We start from the raw sequence: 19,279 nt of genomic DNA, 5'->3' as shown, positions 1-19,279 counted from the left end.
GGGCATGGCCCGCTCCTACAATCGAGGCCTCGCCCAGCGACGGGGCGAGCAGAGCGACGGGGCGAGCAGAGCGATGGGCATCGCTCCGCTCCACACCATCCTAGGCACCACCCTCCAGCCGGGCACTCAACTCCGGCCACTGCCGATACGGCATCCACAACACGCCTTGCCACCTCAACACCGACAACGACTCCGTCGGCCCGCGCAACATTTCCCGCATTGGTTCGCCCAGGTCGGTGTGGTGCTGGTTGCGCAGCGTCGGAATCACCTGCTGCGACAACCACTGCCGCACGCTGCGATTCTCCGGATGGAAGTATTGGATCAACGCGGCATAGGCGCCCGACTCGCTGATCAGCAGCTCATCTACGTATTCGCCATTGCCATCGCGCACCCAGGCGCGGCGGAACTGGTCGTCGTCCAGGTTGCGCTCCACGCGCTCGGCCAGATAGGGCGAGCCGATCAGCCGGCCCAGGTCGTGGGCGCAGAACCAGCACAGGTCTTCCAGCAGCACGGCGCGTAGCAAGCGCTTGTGGCGGATGAATTCGGTGGGGATCAGGACCTCTTCAGACATGGCGCACCTCCGGGAAAGAGGGCTAAGAGGGCGGGTACAGCGAAGCGCCTTCGGGGCGAAGGCTGGGGGTGAAAGGCATATCCATTACCTCTGTGTGATGTGACCAGCTTTCTTAGGGCTGGGTGCCGGGAGCTAAGAAACCCCACACAGAGGGCCGGACGTATTCCCCTTTCGGGTCTTGTATTAGCCCACTCCCGGCGTCGCAGAGGTTTTTCGAGGACGAATGAATCCGGCGTGCTCAAAAAAGCCGCTCAACTTTCGGGAGCGGTCAGGCCGCTGTGTGACAGGCGTTTCTTAGGCGCCGGGCGAGAGGGTAGGGGGTTGGTGAAACTGGGTCAATATTTAGTTTTTGCGCGGCTAAACTTCCCTACTCCTTGGGTTTAATTTTTTTAATAAGCTCTAGTATGAGTTCTTGTGCGTTAATTGGATAGGAGTCTGAGCTTATATTTGATATGTCTTTTGGGCTAAATATTCTGCTTGCAATTTCGGATTTTAGTTTGTGCTGCTCGTCAATTGGGAGGGAGGCTATAAAAGGATTTACCGCCTTGAGGTCTAGCGAGGTTTGTAGGTGCGAATATTGTTGTGATCTGTGTTTTGATGATTCTCTTGCAAGATATGCAGAAGGGACGGACAGAATTAACGCAAGAGCAATTCTGAATGCGGAGTTTTCCAGTTTAAATGTTTCTGTGGTCGTCTCCCAGAATGAGTAGGCTACGATGCACGCAATTGCGAACATGCAAAATATTGAGGAGTATCTCAGCATGTCGGCCGAAAATTTTTCCTTCTCTGCGCTCTTTTCATAACTTCCAGCTACAGCTGTTCCAGATATGGTGCCTACGAGTTTGTTTATTTGATCCTCTTTTTCGCGGAGTTCTTCCTCAGTCTTTACATAGAGTTCTTGTGCTTTTTTGAGTTCAAGGGATACATTGTCTTCGAGGTTTTTAGTCGCTTCTGAGATTTTCTCTATATTTATTAGATTCTCTGAGATTAGCTTCTTATGGCGCTCGTCGTGCATTTCGTGGTCATTTTTTAGCGAGGCGAGCTCTTGCCTGATTCTGCTGAGGCTCTGAGCCAGATTTAAGTCGTTTTCGATATCTGCGCTATCTGGAGGTGCAATGCCTTTTGGAGAAAAAATGAAGGTTGTCTTTTTGTTATGTATTAGTTCTAATAATTCTTTAGATAGTTGATTTATCGTTGCTAGTACGGCTGAATTGGAATTCTTTGTTTCAATGTCTGCGATGTTGGAGAGATTTGCAGAAATGTTGGCAATATTTGAGATTACTTGTCCTCTGAGGGATGGTGCGAGCGTTGGGGAGTTATAAAGCTCTATAGCGTCTGTGAAGTGCTTGATGTTTTCCGTAAAGGTGCTGCTTAGTGATTTTCCGTTCAGTTCTTTAAAGAGAGTTTCTGCTGATTTGTGAATCTCTCGGATCAGCTCTTTTTCCAGATCTTCTTGATTTTTCATTTTGTCACTCATAATAAAAAGCCCCGCACAAGGCGGGGCTTTTGTCTTTCTATCACTGCCCCAAAAATCCATTTCGGTCTACAGTGTTTCTAATGGTCTTGACTTGCGGTCTTGCTACTACTTCCGTCAGTCCCAGCTCAGCGCGCCGCCGGTCTGGTACTCGATCACGCGGGTCTCGAAGAAGTTCTTTTCCTTCTTCAGGTCCATGATTTCGCTCATCCACGGGAACGGGTTGCTGGTGCCCGGGTATTCCTCTTTGAGGCCGATCTGGGTCAGGCGGCGGTTGGCGATGAACTTGAGGTAGTCCTCCATCATCGCCGCGTTCATGCCCAGTACGCCGCGCGGCATGGTGTCGCGTGCGTATTCGATCTCCAGCTGGGTGCCCTGGAGGATCATCTGGGTGGCCTCGTCCTTCATCTGGGCATCCCACAGGTGCGGGTTTTCGATCTTGATCTGGTTGATCACGTCGATGCCGAAGTTCAGGTGCATGGATTCGTCGCGCAGGATGTACTGGAACTGCTCGGCGGTGCCGGTCATCTTGTTGCGGCGGCCCATGGAGAGGATCTGGGTGAAGCCGCAGTAGAAGAAGATGCCTTCCAGGACGCAGTAGTAGGCGATCAGGTTGCGCAGGAACTGGCGGTCGGTCTCCGGGGTACCGGTTTCGAACTTCGGATCGGAGATCGAGCGGGTGTACTTCAGGCCCCAGGAGGCTTTCTTCGCGACCGAAGGAATCTCGTGGTACATGTTGAAGATTTCGCCTTCATCCATGCCGAGGGATTCGATGCAGTACTGGTAGGCGTGGGTGTGGATCGCTTCCTCGAAGGCCTGGCGCAGGATGTACTGGCGGCACTCGGGGTTGGTGATCAGGCGGTACACGGCCAGCACCAGGTTGTTGGCAACCAGGGAGTCGGCAGTGGAGAAGAAGCCGAGGTTGCGCATGACGATGCGGCGTTCGTCTTCGCTGAGGCCGTCCTTGCTCTTCCACAGGGCAATGTCGGCGTTCATGTTCACTTCCTGGGGCATCCAGTGGTTGGCGCAACCATCCAGATACTTCTGCCAGGCCCAGTCGTACTTGAAGGGTACGAGCTGGTTGAGGTCGGCGCGGGCGTTGATCATCTGCTTGTCGCCGACTTGTACGCGGGCGGCGGAGCCTTCGAGATCGTCCAGGCCTTCCTGGATGTCCAGGGCGTCGAGGGCCTGCTTGGCACGGGCTACGGCGTCGGAGTCGTTGGCGGATACGGCGCGTGCTTCTTCGACGGAGCCTGCGGCGTCGGCGTCGAGTTTGTCAGCGTTCTGCGCAGCGGCCTGGGCGACGGCCGGGGCGGCCTTGGCTTCGGTGGCGTCTTCTTTGTCGAATTCGTCCCAGCTCAGCATGGGGGTCCTCTCCTGGTGGGCCGCTCTGTGGCGGCCTGGTGTCTGGTTGCGTGATGGGTGCACGCTAAAGCTCGAATTTGCGGGGAGGGATCAAGAGCCCCTCTCCCTGACCCTCTCCCTGAAGGGAGAGGGGACTGTGAAGCTGCGGAGTTCTGGCGGTGCCTCGGGGCGAGGCCGCGCTAGGCGCCTGGTAGGTCGGAGCCCCTGAGCGTACGACTGTACGTGATGGGGGCCGACCTGCCGGGCAACGACGCGCGGACCGTTCCGAGGACCGCTTACTCCATTACTGGCAGGCTTCGCAGTCCGGATTGTCGATGGAGCAGGCTTGCGGAACCGGAGCCGGTTGCGGCTCGGCAGCGGCGGCTTGCAGGCCATCGTTGCCACCCGCGGACACGGCGTTGAGCTTGCCGGTGTTGATGGTGGACTTCTCGGTGCTGGTGGCGGCCAGGGCACGGAGGTAGTAGGTGGTTTTCAGGCCACGGAACCACGCCATGCGGTAGGTCACGTCCAGCTTCTTGCCCGAGGCGCCGGCGATGTAGAGGTTCAGGGACTGGGCCTGATCGATCCACTTCTGGCGGCGGCTGGCGGCGTCGACGATCCACTTGGTCTCGACTTCGAAGGCGGTGGCGTACAGGTCTTTCAGGTCTTGCGGGATGCGCTCGATCTGCTGCACGGAGCCGTCGTAGTACTTCAGGTCGTTGACCATGACCGGGTCCCACAGGCCGCGCGCTTTCAGGTCGCGAACCAGGTAGGGGTTGATCACGGTGAACTCGCCGGAGAGGTTCGATTTCACGTACAGGTTCTGGTAGGTCGGCTCGATGGACTGCGATACGCCGGTAATGTTGGCGATGGTCGCGGTCGGCGCGATGGCCATGATGTTCGAGTTGCGGATGCCTTTCTGTACGCGGGCACGGACCGGAGCCCAGTCGAGGGATTCGGTGAGGTCGACGTCGATGTACTTCTGGCCACGGGCTTCGATGAGGATCTGCTGGGAGTCCAGCGGCAGGATGCCCTTGGACCACAGGGAGCCGTCGAAGGTCTCGTAGGCGCCACGCTCGTCGGCCAGGTCACAGGAAGCCTGGATGGCGAAGTAGCTCACCGCTTCCATGGACTTGTCGGCGAACTCGATGGCAGCGTCCGAGCCGTAGGCGATGTGCTGCAGGTACAGCGCGTCCTGGAAGCCCATGATGCCGAGGCCAACCGGGCGGTGCTTGAGGTTCGAGTTGCGAGCCTGCGGGACCGAGTAGTAGTTGATGTCGATAACGTTATCGAGCATGCGCACGGCGGTCTTCACGGTCTTCTCGAGCTTGGCGGTGTCCAGCTTGCCGTCGACGATGTGGTTGACCAGGTTGATCGAGCCCAGGTTGCAGACCGCGATCTCGTCCTTGTTGGTGTTCAGGGTGATCTCGGTGCACAGGTTCGAGCTGTGGACCACGCCCACGTGCTGCTGCGGGCTGCGCAGGTTGCACGGGTCCTTGAAGGTCAGCCACGGGTGCCCGGTCTCGAAGAGCATGGAGAGCATCTTGCGCCACAGGTCTTTGGCCTGGACGACCTTGAACACCTTGATCTTGTTGTACTCGGTCAGGGCTTCGTAATACTCGTAGCGCTCTTCGAAGGCCTTGCCGGTCAGATCGTGCAGGTCCGGTACTTCGGACGGGGAGAACAGGGTCCACTTGCCGTCGTCGAAGACGCGCTTCATGAACAGGTCCGGAATCCAGTTCGCGGTGTTCATGTCGTGGGTACGGCGACGGTCGTCACCGGTATTCTTGCGCAGCTCGAGGAATTCCTCGATGTCCAGGTGCCAGGTTTCCAGGTAGGCGCAGACGGCGCCCTTGCGCTTGCCACCCTGGTTCACGGCGACGGCGGTGTCGTTCACGACTTTCAGGAACGGAACCACGCCCTGGGACTTGCCGTTGGTGCCCTTGATGTAGGAGCCCAGTGCGCGCACCGGAGTCCAGTCGTTGCCCAGGCCGCCGGCGAATTTCGACAGCATGGCGTTGTCGTGGATCGCGTTGTAGATGCCCGACAAGTCGTCCGGCACGGTGGTCAGGTAGCAGGAGGACAGCTGCGGACGCAGGGTGCCGGCGTTGAACAGGGTCGGGGTCGACGACATGTAGTCGAACGAGGAGAGCAGGTTGTAGAACTCGATGGCGCGAGCTTCACGGTCCTTCTCTTCGATGGCCAGGCCCATGGCCACGCGCATGAAGAAGACCTGCGGCAGTTCGAAACGGATGCCGTCCTTGTGGATGAAGTAGCGGTCGTACAGGGTCTGAAGGCCGAGGTAGGTGAACTGCTGGTCGCGCTCGTGGTTGATCGCGGCGCCCAGCTTGGCCAGGTCGTAGCCCTTGAGCTTGCTGTCGATCAGCTCGAACTCGGAGCCCTTCTCGACGTAGGCGGCCAGGGCCTTGGCGTAGAGGTCGGCCATCTCGTGGTGAGTGGCGCTCTCGGCGACGCCCAGGAAGCCGAGGGCTTCGGCGCGCAGGGTGTCCATCAGCAGGCGGGCGGTGACGTAGGAGTAGTTCGGCTCGCGCTCGACCAGGGTACGGGCGGTCATCACCAGGGCGGTGTTGACGTCCTTCTCGGCGACGCCGTCGTACAGGTTCTTCAGGGTTTCGCGTTCGATCAGGCTGCCATCGACTTCGGCCAGGCCTTCGCAGGCTTCGCGGATGATGGTCTGCAGGCGGCCCATGTCCAGCGGCTGGGTGCTGCCGTCGGCCTTGGTGATGCGGATGCTCGGGTGCGGCTGGGCGATGTCGCTGGCCACGCCTGCGGTCTTGCGCTCGTTGGCGCGGGCTTCGCGGTAGATCACGTAGTCGCGGGCGACTTTCTGCTCGCCGGCGCGCATCAGGGACAGTTCGACCTGGTCCTGGATCTCTTCGATGTGGATGGTGCCACCGGAGGGCATGCGGCGCTTGAAGGTCGCGGTGACCTGTTCGGTCAGGCGGCGCACGGTCTCATGGATGCGCGACGAGGCGGCGGCGGTGCCGCCTTCCACGGCGAGGAACGCCTTGGTGATGGCTACGGTGATCTTGTCATCGGTGTAGGGAACTACGGTGCCGTTGCGCTTGATCACGCGCAGCTGGCCGGGCGCAGTGGCGGCCAGATCCTGTGCGGATTCGGCGGCCTGCGGCGCGTTGGCCTGCGGGTTCTCGCGAGTGGTGTCGATTTGCATGGGTGGTTGTCTCCACGTTCTCGTAATTTGGTGTGTTGCTGACGCCGGGGCGCCGTTGCGAAATAAAGAGCAAAAAGAGCGGTCGCCCGCGATTGCAGCCGCAAGCTGGAATTCTTCTGGAACAGGGGGGATGACCCGAAGCGCCTCCCTGGCCCAACTCGGGTGCCGGCTTTACGGGCCGGGACCACAATACCTAGTGGTGTTGAACGTTACGTTGCAACACCCGTACCGCATTTCCATCGACATGAATCGCTCCTTGCGGGCAGGGCCGCCTGGCACCTCAGTACGTCTGGAATACGTTGTGGTGGAACCGGAGGAGCCGTGGAACAGGCTCGGGATTTCGACTTTCTTCTTGTGTCCGGTTCGTGGTGGCAACCCCAAGATGTAGGGGTATACCGCAACGGGGATACAAGATAATGCGCTATGGGGGTGTTTGCAAGGCGGGGCGACGGGGAAAAGCTGTGGATAAAATGTGCATGGAATGTGGGTGAAGCGGGGTAACTCGCGCTATCCCTGATGCTGTCTGCCTTTCACCGTTCGTCGTGGTTGGTGAGAGATTTTTCACACGCATCGGAGGGGCTGTGCGGGAAGGAACACTACCACAATATGTAGTGTTTCTCACCGCGCAGACCTTGACCTTTTCGCGCAATGCCTGCTTACGCCGGTGGCGTGCCGCAGCGCCGGCAATCTGGCTACAATGCCGGCCGCTTTTGCGGGCTCTCTACAGTTACTCTCTGTTAGTTAAGAGTGCCCGCGCTCGCTCATGGCGCATCAGGAGGCAAGGTGGAACAAGAAGCGCGCATTCTCATCGTCGAGGACGACCAGCGACTGGCCGAGTTGACCCAGGACTACCTGGAGAGCAACGGCCTGGCGGTGTCCATCGAGTCCCACGGCGGCAGGGCGGTGGAGCGGGTGCTGGCCGAGCGGCCGGACCTGGTGGTGCTCGACCTGATGCTGCCGGGCGAGGATGGGCTGTCCATCTGCAAGCGCCTGCGCCCGGACTATGACGGGCCGATCCTGATGCTCACCGCGCGCACCGACGACATGGACCAGGTGCAGGGCCTGGAGATGGGCGCCGACGACTACGTGTGCAAGCCGGTGCGCCCGCGCGTGCTGCTGGCGCGCATCCGCGCCCTGCTGCGGCGCAGCGAGCCGGCCGAGGCTGCCGCGGTTGTGGGCGGCAAGCGCCTGACCTTTGGCAAGCTGGTGATCGACAATGCCATGCGCGAGGCCTGGCTGGACGAGCAGACCATCGAGCTGACCAGCGCCGAGTTCGACCTGCTCTGGCTGCTGGCGGCCAACGCCGGGCGCATCCTCTCCCGCGAGGAAATCTTCAACTCCCTGCGCGGCATCGAGTACGACGGCCAGGACCGTTCCATCGACGTGCGCATTTCGCGCATCCGTCCGAAGATCGGCGACGACCCGATGCACCCGCGCCTGATCAAGACGGTGCGCAGCAAGGGCTACCTGTTCGTCGGGGAGCTCTGAGCCGTGAGCGCCGTGCCACCGTTCCCCGAGCTGCACGGCGAGCGCTTCCGCCTGCGCGCCTTCACCGATGCCGACCAGCCGGCGGTATTTCGCGCGCTGTCGCACCCCGAGGTGATCCGCTACTACGGCGTCTCCTACGCGACGGTGGAGGCCACCCGCGAGCAGATGGAGTGGTTCGAGCGCCTCCATAGAGAAGGCAGCGGTATCTGGTGGGCGATCTGCCGGCCGGAGGCGCCGGAGGAAGTCGTCGGCGGATGCGGCTTCAACAAATGGCTGCCGGCCCACCGGCGCCTGTCGCTGGGCTACTGGCTGCTGCCCGAGCACTGGGGACAGGGTGTGATGAGCGAATGCCTGCCGCTGATCTGCCGCCACGCCTTCCGCGACATGAACGTGCACCGCATCGAGGCCGAGGTGGAGCCGGAGAACCTCGCCAGCGGCCGCCTGTTGCTGCGCCAGGGCTTCACGCTGGAAGGCCGGCGCCGTGAGTGCGAGGTGAAGGACGGCGCGTTCCTCAGCCTGGATTACTACGGGTTACTCGCCCCGGCGGCCGAGTCCCATCCATGAAATCCATCTTCCTGCGCATCTACGGCGGCATGCTGCTGACCCTGGTGGCCGTTGCCGCGCTGGCCGTGCTGACCCTGCACCTGGTCAACGACGTGCGCGGCGAGCGCTACCGCGAAGACCTGGCGCGCGGCACCTTCCGCCTGATGGCGGACGAGCTGCTGCCCATGAGCGAGGTGGATCGCAAGCGTGCGCTGAGCCAGTGGAGTCGCCTGCTGGGCATTCCGCTGAAACTCACCAGCCTGGACGCGCTGGGCATGGAAGGGCGTAGCCGGGCGCGGCTGATGAACGACCAGGTGCTGGTGCAGGCCGGCGCGCCCCATGAAGTGAAGGTGATGACCCAGGTGAGCGCGGCTGAAGGGCTCATCCTCACTGGCGAGGTGGAGCAGGTCAGCGAGCAGCTGGCGCGCGCCACCATCTACCTGCTGATGGACGAGCTCAAGCGCTACCCGGCCAGCGAGCAGCCCTATCACCTGGCGCGCATCGTCCGCGACAAGCGCTTCGGCTTCGAGGTGCATTTGCTGCGCCTGAAGGAGGTCGACCTCGACGACGACCAGAGCCGCCGGGTGGAAGAGGGCGATACGGTGATGGCGCTGGGCAAGGGCGGCGATTCGATCCGCGTGCTCTCGGGCATCCTCGACACGCCCTGGGTGCTGGAGCTGGGGCCGATCTACCAGATGAACCCGTACCCGCCGCAGTTGCTGACGATCATCGTGGTCGTCGCGCTGACCCTCATCGGCCTGACCTTGTACCTGCTGATCAGCGGGCTGGAGCAGCGCCTGCGCGGCCTCGAATCCGCCGCCACGCGCATCGCCCGCGGCAGCCTGGATACCCGTGTGGAAGTGCGCGGCGCAGACTCGGTGGGGCGCCTCGCCGGGGCCTTCAACCACATGGCCGAGCAGTTGCATCTGTTGCTGACGGTGCAGCGCGAGCTGGTGCGCGCGGTGTCCCACGAGCTGCGCACGCCGGTGGCGCGGCTGCGCTTCGGGCTGGAGATGATCGAATCCGCCGAGACCGACAAGGCGCGGCGCAAGTACATGGAGGGCATGGACGGCGACATCCAGGACCTCGACCAGCTGGTGGACGAGATGCTCACCTACGCGCGCCTGGAGCAGGGTTCGCCGGCGCTGAGCTACCAACGCATCGAATTGGGCGCGCTGGTGGAGCAGGTGGTGTCGGAGATCGCGCCGCTGCGTCGGGAAATTACCGTCACCTGCGAGCCGGGATCGCTGGTGCCGTTCGACCAGGGCAGTTGGATCGAGGCCGAGCCGCGCTATCTGCATCGCGCCCTGCAGAACCTGATGACCAATGCGTTGCGCTACGCCGAAGGGCGGGTGCGGGTGAGTTACCGGGTGAGCGTGGATCGCTGCCAGGTGGACGTGGAGGACGACGGCCCCGGCGTGCCGGAAGCGCAGTGGCACCGGTTGTTCCAGCCGTTCTTCCGTGCTGACGACAGCCGCGCGCGGGTCACCGGCGGGCATGGGCTGGGGCTGTCCATCGTGCGGCGGATCATCCACTGGCACGGCGGCCGCGCGCAGATTGCCAAAAGCGAGGTGCTGGGCGGCGCATGCTTCACGCTGCTGTGGCCACGCCGCCAGGCGCCGAAGGTCGAAGACAGTATTTGACCTTGGAGTCAAAAAATGCAGAATGCTGCGGTGCCATCACGGGTGGATGGCAGTCACCGCATCACTCTGCATTCCTTCCCTCGGGTAAACAGTCTTTCGAGATCACTCTCTCTTAGGGGGTATTGCAGAGTCACCGGTATCGTTATGTAATTTTTGCTATAACGAGCGCTTGCAGGCACGGCGGGCGGGCCGGTCAGCGACAGGCCCGCGCAGGGTTTCAGGCAGGAACACCGAGGATCACATGGGACGCTTTGATCACTGCAGTCGCCTTCACGCCGGCCACCAGGCCCAGCTCGCTCACCGCGTCGCGGGTCACCACGGCAACCACTTCGGTGCCACCGGGCAGGCCCAGCACCACCTCGGCATTCACTGCGCCGTCGGTGACCGATTTCACCGTGCCGCTCAGGCAGTTGCGGGCGGACAGGCGGATGTCCTCGGCTTCGGTCATCAGCATCACCCAGGGTGCCTTGACCAGTGCGATGACGTCCTTGCCCTGGGCCAGGCCCAGGCTCTTCACACTTTCCTCGGTGACGATCGCCACCAGTTCGCTGCCGCCGGGCAGGGCGACCACGACTTCCGCATTCACCGCACCGTTGCGCAGCTGCTTGACGCTGCCCTTGAAGACGTTGCGCGCACTGACCTTCATGAAATGACTCTCCTGGACCGATTTGAATGGCCGGCTCGTCGCCGGACGTAACACGGGGCTGAACCGAGTTTATAGACCAGTCCTGACGATCTCACGCTTGAAAACAACAACCCACTGGAGCATCACGATGAAACACCGCTTCGCAAGTCTTTCCCTGCTGGTCGCTTCCTGCTTCACCCTGCACTCGGCCCTGGCCGATGAAGTGCAGGTCGCCGTGGCCGCCAACTTCACCGCGCCGATCCAGGCCATCGCCAAGGATTTCGAGAAGGACACCGGCCACAAGCTGGTCGCCGCCTACGGCGCCACCGGCCAGTTCTACACCCAGATCAAGAACGGCGCGCCGTTCGAGGTCTTCCTCGCCGCCGACGACACCACGCCGAAGAAGCTCGAGGAAGAGAAGGAAATCGTCCCCGGTTCGCGCTTCACTTATGCCGTGGGCACCCTCGCGCTGTGGTCGGCGAAAGACGGCTACGTCGATGCCAAGGGCGAGGTGCTGAAGAAGAACGAGTACAAGCACCTGTCCATCGCCAACCCGAAAGCCGCGCCCTACGGCCTGGCCGCCACCCAGGTGATCGACAAGCTCGGCCTGAAGGACAAGGTCGCCGGCAAGATCGTCGAAGGCCAGAACATCACCCAGGCCTTCCAGTTCGTTTCCACCGGCAACGCGGAGCTGGGCTTCGTGGCGTTGTCGCAGATCTACAAGGATGGCAAGGTGACCAGCGGTTCCGCCTGGATCGTCCCGGCCGACCTGCATGACCCGATCCGCCAGGACGCGGTCATCCTCAACAAGGGCAAGGACAGCGCCGCTGCCAAGGCGCTGGTCGAGTACCTGAAAGGGCCGAAGGCCGCTGCGGTGATCAAGTCCTACGGTTACGAACTCTAAGCCTTCAAGGAATAGCGATGCCCCTCACGCAGGAGGATTTCCTGGCCATCCGGCTCACCGTCGAGCTGGCCGCCCTGAGCACCCTGATCCTCCTGCTGATCGGCACGCCGATCGCCTGGTGGCTGTCGCGCACCCGCTCCTGGCTGAAAGGTCCGCTGGGAGCGGTGGTGGCGCTGCCACTGGTGCTGCCGCCGACGGTGATCGGCTTCTACCTGCTGATCACCATGGGCCCCAACGGCTTCATCGGTCACGCCACCGAAAGCCTGGGCCTGGGACGGCTGCCGTTCACCTTCGCCGGGCTGGTAGTGGGTTCGGTGTTCTATTCGCTGCCCTTCGTGGTGCAGCCGTTGCAGAACGCTTTCGAGGCGATCGGCGACAAACCGCTGGAGGCCGCGGCGACGTTGCGCGCGAGCCCCCTGGACACCTTCTTCTCCGTGGTCCTGCCGCTGGCGCGGCCGGGCTTCATCACCGCCAGCATCCTCGGCTTTGCCCACACGGTGGGCGAGTTCGGCGTGGTGCTGATGATCGGTGGCAACATCCCGGGCAAGACCCGCGTGGTGTCGGTGCAGATCTTCGATCACGTCGAGGCCATGGAGTACGCCCAGGCGCACTGGCTGGCCGGTGGCATGGTGATCTTCTCCTTCTTCGTCCTGCTGGCGCTCTATGCGAGCCGCCGCAGCCGTTCGGCCTGGGCCTGAGGTGGGCATGTCGCCAGAGCTTTCCGTGCGCGCCATCGAAGCCCGTTTCCAGATCGCCTATTCGGGCTTCAGCCTGGACGTCGACCTGCAGTTGCCGGGCAAGGGGGTGACCGCGCTGTTCGGCCATTCCGGGTCCGGCAAGACCACCTGTCTGCGCTGCGTGGCGGGCCTGGAGCGCGCGCCGCTCGGCCGGCTGGTGGTGAATGGCGAGGTCTGGCAGGACAGCGCCAGCGGCGTGTTCCTGCCGCCGCACAAGCGCGCGCTGGGTTACGTGTTCCAGGACGCCAACCTGTTCGAGCACCTGTCGGTGAAGCGCAACCTCACCTATGGCATGAAGCGCGTGCCGCGCGACCAGCACCGCGTGGAGCTGGAGCAGGCCACCGAACTGCTGGGCATCGGTCATCTGCTGGAGCGCATGCCGGGACACTTGTCCGGTGGCGAACGCCAGCGCGTCGGCATGGCCCGCGCGCTGCTGACCAGTCCGCGCCTGCTGTTGATGGACGAGCCGCTGGCGGCGCTGGACCTCAAGCGCAAGGCGGAAATCCTGCCGTATCTGGAGCGCCTGCACGACGAACTGGATATCCCGATCCTCTATGTCAGCCACTCGCCGGACGAAGTGGCGCGGCTGGCCGACCACTTGGTGCTGCTCGACCAGGGCAAGGCGATTGCCAGCGGCCCGGTGATGGAAACCCTGGCGCGCACCGACCTGCCGATTTCCCACCTGGAGGATGCCGGCGTAGTCATCGATGGCCACGTGGTTTCCCACGATGCTGATTACGGTTTGCTCTCGGTTTCCCTGCCGCACTGCGAGCAGCGCATCCGTCTGGCCCACACACCGATGGACAGGGGCAGGGCGCTGCGCATCAAGGTACAGGCGCGGGACGTCAGCCTGAGCCTGGAGCCGGCGGCGCACAGCAGCATCCTCAACGTGCTGCCGGCGACCGTGGTCGAAATCGTGCCGACAGACAATCCGGCGCATCGGCTGGTAAAGCTCGACGTGGCCGGCACGCCGCTGCTGGCGCGGATCACCCGCTTCTCCCACGACCAGCTCGGCCTGCACGCCGGGCAGGCAGTATGGGCGCAGATCAAGTCGGTGGCCCTGCTGGCCTGACGCAACTCTTTGTAGGAGCGAGCTTGCTCGCGAACAGCCGCGGCAGAGGAAGGCTCTGGTGCGACGAAGGTTCGCGAGCAAGCTCGTTCCTACAGAAAGAAAAAGGGCGGCCACTGGCCGCCCTTCCTGTTTCATTCCGCGTCTTACAGCAGCGGGATGGTGTAGCTGACGATCAGGCGATTCTCGTCCTGGTCACGCTGGCTGGGCACGCCTGCGGTGGTGGTGGCCGGCAGGCCGCTGCGCATGGCGGCGTTCTTCCAGGCCAGGCCCAGGCCCTTGAAGGTGCCTTCCGGGACGACGTAGCCAAGCGCGATATCGCGTTCCCACTCGCCCTTGTCACCTTGCTTGGTGTCGATGTTGTCGGCGTTCAGGTAGAGCACGCTGAAGGTCAGGCCCGGTACGCCGAGGTCGGCAAAGTCGTAGGCGTAGCGACCGATCCAGGTGCGCTCGCCGGCGCGGTTGAATTTCAGCAGCTGGGCGTCGGAGATCAGGTAGGTGCTGGTGCCCTCGCCGTCGCCGCGGTTCAGGTAGGGGAAGTCACTGTCGCCGGTCAGCACCTGGTAGCCGGCGCCGATGCTGTGGCCGCCCAGGGCGTAGGTGAACATGCCGCTGTAGACGTTGTTGTCGACTTCGCCCTTGAGGCTGTTGCCGCCGTAGTAACCACTGCTGACGTAGCCGTCTGCGCGGCCGGAGGCGCTGCCGTTCTTGCCGTCGGAATCGCTGATGAAGACGCGGATGTCGGACTTCAGGGTGCCCGGACCGATGCCCCAGTTGTGCACCAGGCCGAGGTAGTTCTGCTTGTAGAAGTTGTCCAGCTCGCCGTAGTAGTACGACAGGGTCAGGTTCTTGGTCGCCTTGTAGTCGCCACCGGCGAAGTAGAACTTGTTGCTGTCGCGGGAGCTGGCGGAGCTGCCGTTGGCGCCGGCGATGGACATGCTGCGCCAGTCGGTGGAGTTGCGGCCCTTGGTGTGGGTCAGCTGGCCGCCGGTCAGGGTCAGGTTGTCGATGTCGGTGGAGGTGACCTGGCCACCTTCGTAGGTCATCGGCAGCAGGCGGGCGTCGTTGTAGACCACCACCGGCAGCTTGGGCTGCAGGGTGCCGTAGCGGAATTCGGTCTTGGAGATCTTCGCCTTGGCGGTCATGCCGAGGCTGCTGAATTCGTCGACAGCGCTGCCGTCGCTTTCCAGCGGGAAGATGGTGCCGGGCTGGCGGTCGATGCCGGCCTTGCCGGACTTGCCGCCGCCGTCCAGGCGCACGCCGAGCAGGCCCAGGGCGTCGACGCCGAAGCCCACGGTGCCCTGGGTGAAGCCGGAGGAATAGTTGAGCATGAAGCCCTGGCCCCATTCTTCCTGCTTGCTGGGCGAGGCGGGGCCGTTGCGGTTGTCGGTGTTGATGTAGAAGTTGCGCAGGGTCAGGCTGGCCTTGCTGTCTTCGATGAAGCCGCCGGCGTGGGCCGATTGCGCGATGAGGCCGAGCGAGCTGGCCGCAATGGCGAGCGCCAGGGTGTTTCTGGTCATTACGTTTGCTCCGATGGTCATTTCTTTTTGTGGGGACCCCAAGAACCAGACGTTGCCGTTTGGCTGTATATGATTCTATATACCGCTTGACCTGCTGACGATTCCTCCGAAGGCAAAATCAGAGGATCAAAGGAGGTACGGGGACGTCTGGACGGCGTGCATGACGCCAAATTCTGACTTTTAAGTCAAGACTTTCCGGCGTGTCTGTCAGTCGCAGCGATCAGGCGCCGCCCTCGCTCGAAGGAATGGCCACCAGGCTCAGCAGGCGCGAGTCGAGCAGGCTGAACTGCCCGTCGATCTCCTTGCCGTGGTGCCATTCCTCCGACAGGTCGGTGAGCAGCCGCAGGCGTGCGTGGCCACCGGCGGACCAGCTCAGCAGCTCGGCATGCTCGAAGTAGAAGCGTTTGCGCACCAGCGGGAAGAGCGCCTTGAACAGGCTCTCCTTGAGGGAAAAGGTGAGGGTGACCTGCAGCGCCGCCTGCTGCGGATCGAGGCGCGCCAGTTCGTCCGGCGTGAGGATTTCCGCGGCCAGTCGCTCCGCTCGTGCGGTTTCCAGGCGGTTCTCCACGTCCAGTCCGAGCCCGCGCCAATGGCTGTCACGGGCGGCTATTGCCGCGGCCCAGCCGTCGCCATGGGTGATCGAGCCACAGAAGCCGGCCGGCCAGACCGGCGCACGTTCCTCGTCAGTGCCCGGTACCCAGTCCGTCGAGCCTGCGGCCAGCAACGCTTCACGGGCGCAGAGGCGACCGGCCAGGTACTCGGCCTGGCGCTTGGCAACGGAACGCTGGATGTTGGCCGGCGCCTCGACCCGGCTCAGGGAAAAGTCCCCGGCCTGCAGGCGCTGGCGGTCGAAGCGGGTGCTGCGCAACTGAACACCGGCCAGGGGCGTGGGCAGGGGCCAGTCGGCGTCGAGTGGAGTGCAGAAGTCGGGGAGGGCGGTCATGGGAACATTCTGCCGCGCCAGAACGTGGCTCACCAGTCACGCGGCACTTACATTCGTTTGCAAACCTTCACCAAAGGCGTACGGATTCGTCTGACAAGCTTTGTCACACTGCGCGCCGCGTTCCCAAGGGGACGCAGGTGAGGTTGTTGTTGGAGTGCCGCCAAGGCGGGCTCTGACCTTTGACACTTGATTGAGTGCGGGAGCCCGAATGGGCTCCCGTTTTTTATTGCCCGGCGTTTTTACGCGCCCTCAGGCTTCACGTCGAAGATGTCCTTGAAGAACGCCTGCAGGTCCGCCCAGGACTTCTGGTCGGCGATCTTGTCGTAGCCCACGTCCAGGCCGTGGCCCTTGTGCTTGTCGGCGTCCGGGCTGGTGAAGCTGTGCTTGGCGCCGGGCTGGATGACCAGCTTGTAGTCGGCCTTGGCGTTGTCCATCTCGGCCTTGAAGGCGTCGACGCTTTCGGCCGGCACCAGGGTGTCGGCGCCGCCATGCTCGACCAGGATCTTCGCCTTGATCGCCCCCGGCTGTGCGGGCGTCTGGGTCGCCAGCACACCGTGGAAGCTCGCCACACCGGCCAGCGGCAGGCCGGCACGGGCCATGTCCAGCACCACCTTGCCGCCGAAGCAGTAGCCGATCGCGGCGATCTTGCTCGGGTCGGTCTGCGGTTGCTTCTTCAGCAGTTCCAGCCCGGCCTGGAAGCGCGCCTTGGCGACATCGGCATTCTTCAGCGCCTCGGCCATGAAAGCCTTGGCGTCGTTGGGATGCTCGGTGTGCTTGCCTTCGCCGTACATGTCGATGGCCAGGGCGCTGTAGCCCAAGGCAGCGAGGTCACGGGCACGGCGCTTGGCGTAGTCGTTCAGTCCCCAGAATTCGTGAACGACGATGACGCCGGGGCGTATGCCGGATTTGGCATCGTCGTAGGCGAAGTAGCCGATCATTTTCGTTCCATCAGTGGATTCGTAGGGAATTTCCTGGGTCTTGATCGCAGCGGAAGCGCTGGCCGCAAAGGCGAACAGCAGCAGGGCGGTGAGCAGGCGCATGGTGACTCTCCTGAGCGGGGAACCTTGACGATAGCCGTTGAGGCGGAAAACGCTCGTGCAGAATGCACGCAGCCGCTCAAGGGCGCGGTTGTTGGTCGAAAGATAGAACGTCGGACGAGTGAAAAGTCAGACGGCGTCGTCTACCCTTGCGCCCATGTCCTGACCCGCGAAGCGATAGGCCGATGTTGGACCTGAGCACCTGGAATCTGACCATTCCCCAACGCGGCCCGGCCGCGACCATTTCCACGGCGAAACTCGGCCGTGACTACGAGAGCCCGTATTTCCGCCGCAGCGCCGATGGCGTGGAGTTCTGGGTGCCGGTCAATGGCGCCCATACCAGCGGCAGCGAATATCCTCGCACCGAATTGCGCGAAACCAAGGCTGACGGTCGTCTGGTGACCTGGCGCTACCCGTTGGCGGACAACCTCATGGTTGCCACCCTGCGCGTGGAAGCGGTGCCTTCCAGCCGGCGCATGGTGATCGGGCAGATCCACAGCAACGGTAGTGGCAGCGCCGAGGCCCTGCCGCTGGTCAAGCTGGTCTACCAGCAGCGCCTGGACAAGGCGCGGGTACAGGCGCTGGTTCGCGATCGGCCGGACGACATCACCACGCGCACCTATACCGTCTATGACGGCATCCCCCTGGGCGATACCTTTACCTACCGGCTGGGCGTGTCCAGCAGCGGGGTGCTGAGCGTGCAGGTCGAGGACGGCCAGGTCAGCCAGCAACTGGATACGAAATGGGCCTACCAGGGCCTGTACTTCAAGGCAGGTCTCTACCTGCAGGACAATCGCGGGCCCGCCAGCGAAGGCGGGCGCGCCACCTTTACCGATCTGAGCATCCGACACCAATGAAGACTTCCTCCATCGCGCGCCGCGCTTCCCTGGCCTTGTCCCTGCTGCTGCCGGCGGCACTGGCGCAGGCCGCGCCGGGCGACGATTTCGGTTCCTGCCTGAACCGCCTGCAGGGCGCGGCCCAGGCCAAGGGCGTCAGCGCCGCCAGCTTCGCGCAGTTCACCCAGGGTCTGCAGCCGGACATGACCGTGCTGCCGCTGCTGGACGCCCAGCCCGAGTTCACCACGCCAATCTGGGACTACCTGGCCGGGCTGGTGGACGACCAGCGCGTCGCTGATGGCAAGGCCCGCATGGCCGAGCACGCCGACCTGCTGCGCAAGGTTGCCGCGCGCTATCAGGTCGACCCGGCCACGGTGGTCGCCGTGTGGGGCGTGGAGAGCGACTATGGCCGTATCACCGGCAAGCGCCCGTTGCTGGTTTCGCTGTCGACGCTGTCCTGCTACGGGCGGCGCCAGTCGTTCTTCCAGGGTGAATTCATCGCCACCCTCAAGCTGCTGCAGCAGGGCGATATCCGCGACAGCGGCATCACCGGTTCCTGGGCGGGCGCCTTTGGTCAGACGCAGTTCATGCCCTCGACCTACGCGCGCATCGCCGAGGACTTCGACGGCGACGGTCACCGCGACCTCGTGGGCAGTACCGCTGATGCCCTGGCGTCCACCGCCAACTACCTGCGCAAGGCCGGCTGGCGCGAAGGGCAGCCCTGGGGCTACGAGGTGAAACTGCCGGCCGGCTTCGATGCGGCACTGGCCGGGCGCACCAAGCGCCGCGCGCTGTCGGACTGGACCAGCCGCGGCGTGACGCGCATCGACGGCAAGCCGATCCCGAGCATCGACTCCAAGGCGGCGATCCTGCTGCCGGCCGGCGGCAATGGCCCGGCCTTCCTGGTACTGCGCAACTACGACGCGATCTATTCCTACAACGCGGCGGAAAGCTACGCACTGGCCATAGCCTTGCTGTCTGATCGACTGCGCGGCGAGCCGGGCCTGCGCACACCCTGGCCGACCGACGATCCCGGCTTGAGCCGGGCACAGCGCAAGGAGTTGCAGGAGCTGCTGATCCAGCGCGGCTACGACATCGGCCAGCCTGACGGCATGATCGGCGACGTGACGCGCAAGGCGATCCAGCAGGAGCAGACCAAGCGCGGAATGACACCGGCGGACGGACGCGCAGGGCAGAAAATCCTGAAGGCGCTGCAGGGCGCGCAGTAAGTTCGTCCCGGCCAGGCAAAGCCCCGGCCTGCGCCGGGGCTTTGCCTGTCTGCAGGAGCGGGCCTGCCCGCGGTCGCGCCACGGGGGCTCCTACATAGGCGGAATTTTCCTTCAGCCACGTCG

General features: G+C 63.1%; 16 protein-coding genes. 8 read left to right on the top strand and 8 right to left on the bottom strand.

Going from position 1 to position 19,279, the window contains the following annotated elements; translation table 11 throughout:
- Nucleotides 1–100: 100 nt before the first annotated feature.
- From UB43_RS27755 to UB43_RS27745, 4 genes are all read right to left on the bottom strand, one after another.
- Nucleotides 101–571: a Bro-N domain-containing protein gene (locus UB43_RS27755; RefSeq protein WP_045217834.1), complete on the bottom strand. Its 471-nt coding sequence runs from the start codon at nt 569–571 to the stop codon at nt 101–103.
- Nucleotides 572–938: 367 nt separating this feature from the next.
- A complete protein-coding gene (locus UB43_RS29720; protein WP_177329827.1) occupies nt 939–2,036 on the bottom strand; it encodes a hypothetical protein in 1,098 nt (365 codons plus the stop codon).
- 126 nt (nt 2,037–2,162) lie between these two features.
- On the bottom strand, nt 2,163–3,410 hold the full coding sequence (locus UB43_RS27750; protein ID WP_045217833.1) for a ribonucleotide-diphosphate reductase subunit beta: 1,248 nt from the start codon (nt 3,408–3,410) through the stop codon (nt 2,163–2,165).
- 283 nt (nt 3,411–3,693) lie between these two features.
- Nucleotides 3,694–6,582, bottom strand: a complete 2,889-nt coding sequence (locus UB43_RS27745; RefSeq protein WP_045217832.1) for a ribonucleoside-diphosphate reductase subunit alpha — start codon at nt 6,580–6,582, stop codon at nt 3,694–3,696.
- Between the two features lie 783 nt (nt 6,583–7,365).
- Between UB43_RS27745 and UB43_RS27740 the strand changes: the two genes are divergently transcribed.
- The 3 genes from UB43_RS27740 to UB43_RS27730 are packed head-to-tail and all read left to right on the top strand — an operon-like array spanning nt 7,366 to nt 10,256.
- Nucleotides 7,366–8,070, top strand: a complete 705-nt coding sequence (locus UB43_RS27740; protein WP_045217831.1) for a response regulator — start codon at nt 7,366–7,368, stop codon at nt 8,068–8,070.
- Between the two features lie 3 nt (nt 8,071–8,073).
- A complete protein-coding gene (locus tag UB43_RS27735; protein ID WP_156160521.1) occupies nt 8,074–8,634 on the top strand; it encodes a GNAT family N-acetyltransferase in 561 nt (186 codons plus the stop codon).
- A complete protein-coding gene (locus tag UB43_RS27730) occupies nt 8,631–10,256 on the top strand; it encodes an ATP-binding protein (RefSeq protein WP_045217830.1) in 1,626 nt (541 codons plus the stop codon). Before UB43_RS27735 ends, UB43_RS27730 begins: the two co-directional genes overlap by 4 nt.
- A 217-nt stretch (nt 10,257–10,473) precedes the next feature.
- On the opposite strand, the gene UB43_RS27725 is transcribed toward UB43_RS27730, so the two are convergent.
- Nucleotides 10,474–10,902: a molybdopterin-binding protein gene (locus UB43_RS27725; protein ID WP_045217829.1), complete on the bottom strand. Its 429-nt coding sequence runs from the start codon at nt 10,900–10,902 to the stop codon at nt 10,474–10,476.
- Nucleotides 10,903–11,029: 127 nt separating this feature from the next.
- Between UB43_RS27725 and modA the strand changes: the two genes are divergently transcribed.
- Genes modA through modC form a run of 3 tightly spaced genes read left to right on the top strand, consistent with a single transcriptional unit; the run spans nt 11,030 to nt 13,594 of the window.
- Nucleotides 11,030–11,785, top strand: coding sequence for a molybdate ABC transporter substrate-binding protein (modA, locus tag UB43_RS27720; protein WP_045217828.1), 756 nt, complete (start codon nt 11,030–11,032; stop codon nt 11,783–11,785).
- An 11-nt stretch (nt 11,786–11,796) separates the two neighbouring features.
- A complete protein-coding gene (modB, locus tag UB43_RS27715; protein ID WP_156160520.1) occupies nt 11,797–12,483 on the top strand; it encodes a molybdate ABC transporter permease subunit in 687 nt (228 codons plus the stop codon).
- A gap of 7 nt (nt 12,484–12,490) precedes the next feature.
- Complete coding sequence (gene modC / locus UB43_RS27710) at nt 12,491–13,594, top strand: molybdenum ABC transporter ATP-binding protein (RefSeq protein ID WP_045217826.1); 1,104 nt, start codon at nt 12,491–12,493, stop codon at nt 13,592–13,594.
- 143 nt (nt 13,595–13,737) lie between these two features.
- Here modC and UB43_RS27705 read toward each other — a convergent pair whose 3' ends face one another.
- From UB43_RS27705 to UB43_RS27695, 3 genes are all read right to left on the bottom strand, one after another.
- On the bottom strand, nt 13,738–15,111 hold the full coding sequence (locus UB43_RS27705) for an OprD family porin (RefSeq protein ID WP_156160519.1): 1,374 nt from the start codon (nt 15,109–15,111) through the stop codon (nt 13,738–13,740).
- A 220-nt stretch (nt 15,112–15,331) separates the two neighbouring features.
- Nucleotides 15,332–16,054: a 4'-phosphopantetheinyl transferase gene (locus tag UB43_RS27700; RefSeq protein WP_045217825.1), complete on the bottom strand. Its 723-nt coding sequence runs from the start codon at nt 16,052–16,054 to the stop codon at nt 15,332–15,334.
- Between the two features lie 239 nt (nt 16,055–16,293).
- Nucleotides 16,294–17,094: a dienelactone hydrolase family protein gene (locus tag UB43_RS27695; protein WP_045217824.1), complete on the bottom strand. Its 801-nt coding sequence runs from the start codon at nt 17,092–17,094 to the stop codon at nt 16,294–16,296.
- Nucleotides 17,095–17,276: 182 nt separating this feature from the next.
- Here UB43_RS27695 and UB43_RS27690 point away from each other — a divergent pair, with 182 nt between their 5' ends.
- Together UB43_RS27690 and UB43_RS27685 are read left to right on the top strand one after the other, a co-directional pair.
- Nucleotides 17,277–17,948: a polysaccharide lyase family 7 protein gene (locus UB43_RS27690; RefSeq protein ID WP_045217823.1), complete on the top strand. Its 672-nt coding sequence runs from the start codon at nt 17,277–17,279 to the stop codon at nt 17,946–17,948.
- Nucleotides 17,945–19,156, top strand: coding sequence for a lytic murein transglycosylase (locus UB43_RS27685; protein WP_045217822.1), 1,212 nt, complete (start codon nt 17,945–17,947; stop codon nt 19,154–19,156). Before UB43_RS27690 ends, UB43_RS27685 begins: the two co-directional genes overlap by 4 nt.
- The last annotated feature ends 123 nt before the right edge of the window (nt 19,157–19,279 follow it).

Source organism: Pseudomonas sp. 21, assembly GCF_000955805.1.
In the GTDB taxonomy this organism is placed as follows: domain Bacteria; phylum Pseudomonadota; class Gammaproteobacteria; order Pseudomonadales; family Pseudomonadaceae; genus Pseudomonas.
The sequence above is the reverse complement of the archived record's forward strand: the minus strand, read 5'-3'. Positions and strand labels throughout refer to the sequence as shown.

Bases quoted from the DNA above. Each gene is read 5' to 3' on its own strand.
- UB43_RS27755 (WP_045217834.1), bottom strand. From the start codon at position 571: ATGTCTGAAGAGGTCCTGATCCCCACCGAATTCATCCGCCACAAGCGC.
- UB43_RS29720 (WP_177329827.1), bottom strand. From the start codon at position 2,036: ATGAAAAATCAAGAAGATCTGGAAAAAGAGCTGATCCGAGAGATTCAC.
- UB43_RS27750 (WP_045217833.1), bottom strand. From the start codon at position 3,410: ATGCTGAGCTGGGACGAATTCGACAAAGAAGACGCCACCGAAGCCAAG.
- UB43_RS27745 (WP_045217832.1), bottom strand. From the start codon at position 6,582: ATGCAAATCGACACCACTCGCGAGAACCCGCAGGCCAACGCGCCGCAG.
- UB43_RS27730 (WP_045217830.1), top strand. From the start codon at position 8,631: ATGAAATCCATCTTCCTGCGCATCTACGGCGGCATGCTGCTGACCCTG.
- UB43_RS27725 (WP_045217829.1), bottom strand. From the start codon at position 10,902: ATGAAGGTCAGTGCGCGCAACGTCTTCAAGGGCAGCGTCAAGCAGCTG.
- modA (WP_045217828.1), top strand. From the start codon at position 11,030: ATGAAACACCGCTTCGCAAGTCTTTCCCTGCTGGTCGCTTCCTGCTTC.
- modC (WP_045217826.1), top strand. From the start codon at position 12,491: ATGTCGCCAGAGCTTTCCGTGCGCGCCATCGAAGCCCGTTTCCAGATC.
- UB43_RS27705 (WP_156160519.1), bottom strand. From the start codon at position 15,111: ATGACCAGAAACACCCTGGCGCTCGCCATTGCGGCCAGCTCGCTCGGC.
- UB43_RS27700 (WP_045217825.1), bottom strand. From the start codon at position 16,054: ATGACCGCCCTCCCCGACTTCTGCACTCCACTCGACGCCGACTGGCCC.
- UB43_RS27695 (WP_045217824.1), bottom strand. From the start codon at position 17,094: ATGCGCCTGCTCACCGCCCTGCTGCTGTTCGCCTTTGCGGCCAGCGCT.
- UB43_RS27690 (WP_045217823.1), top strand. From the start codon at position 17,277: ATGTTGGACCTGAGCACCTGGAATCTGACCATTCCCCAACGCGGCCCG.
- UB43_RS27685 (WP_045217822.1), top strand. From the start codon at position 17,945: ATGAAGACTTCCTCCATCGCGCGCCGCGCTTCCCTGGCCTTGTCCCTG.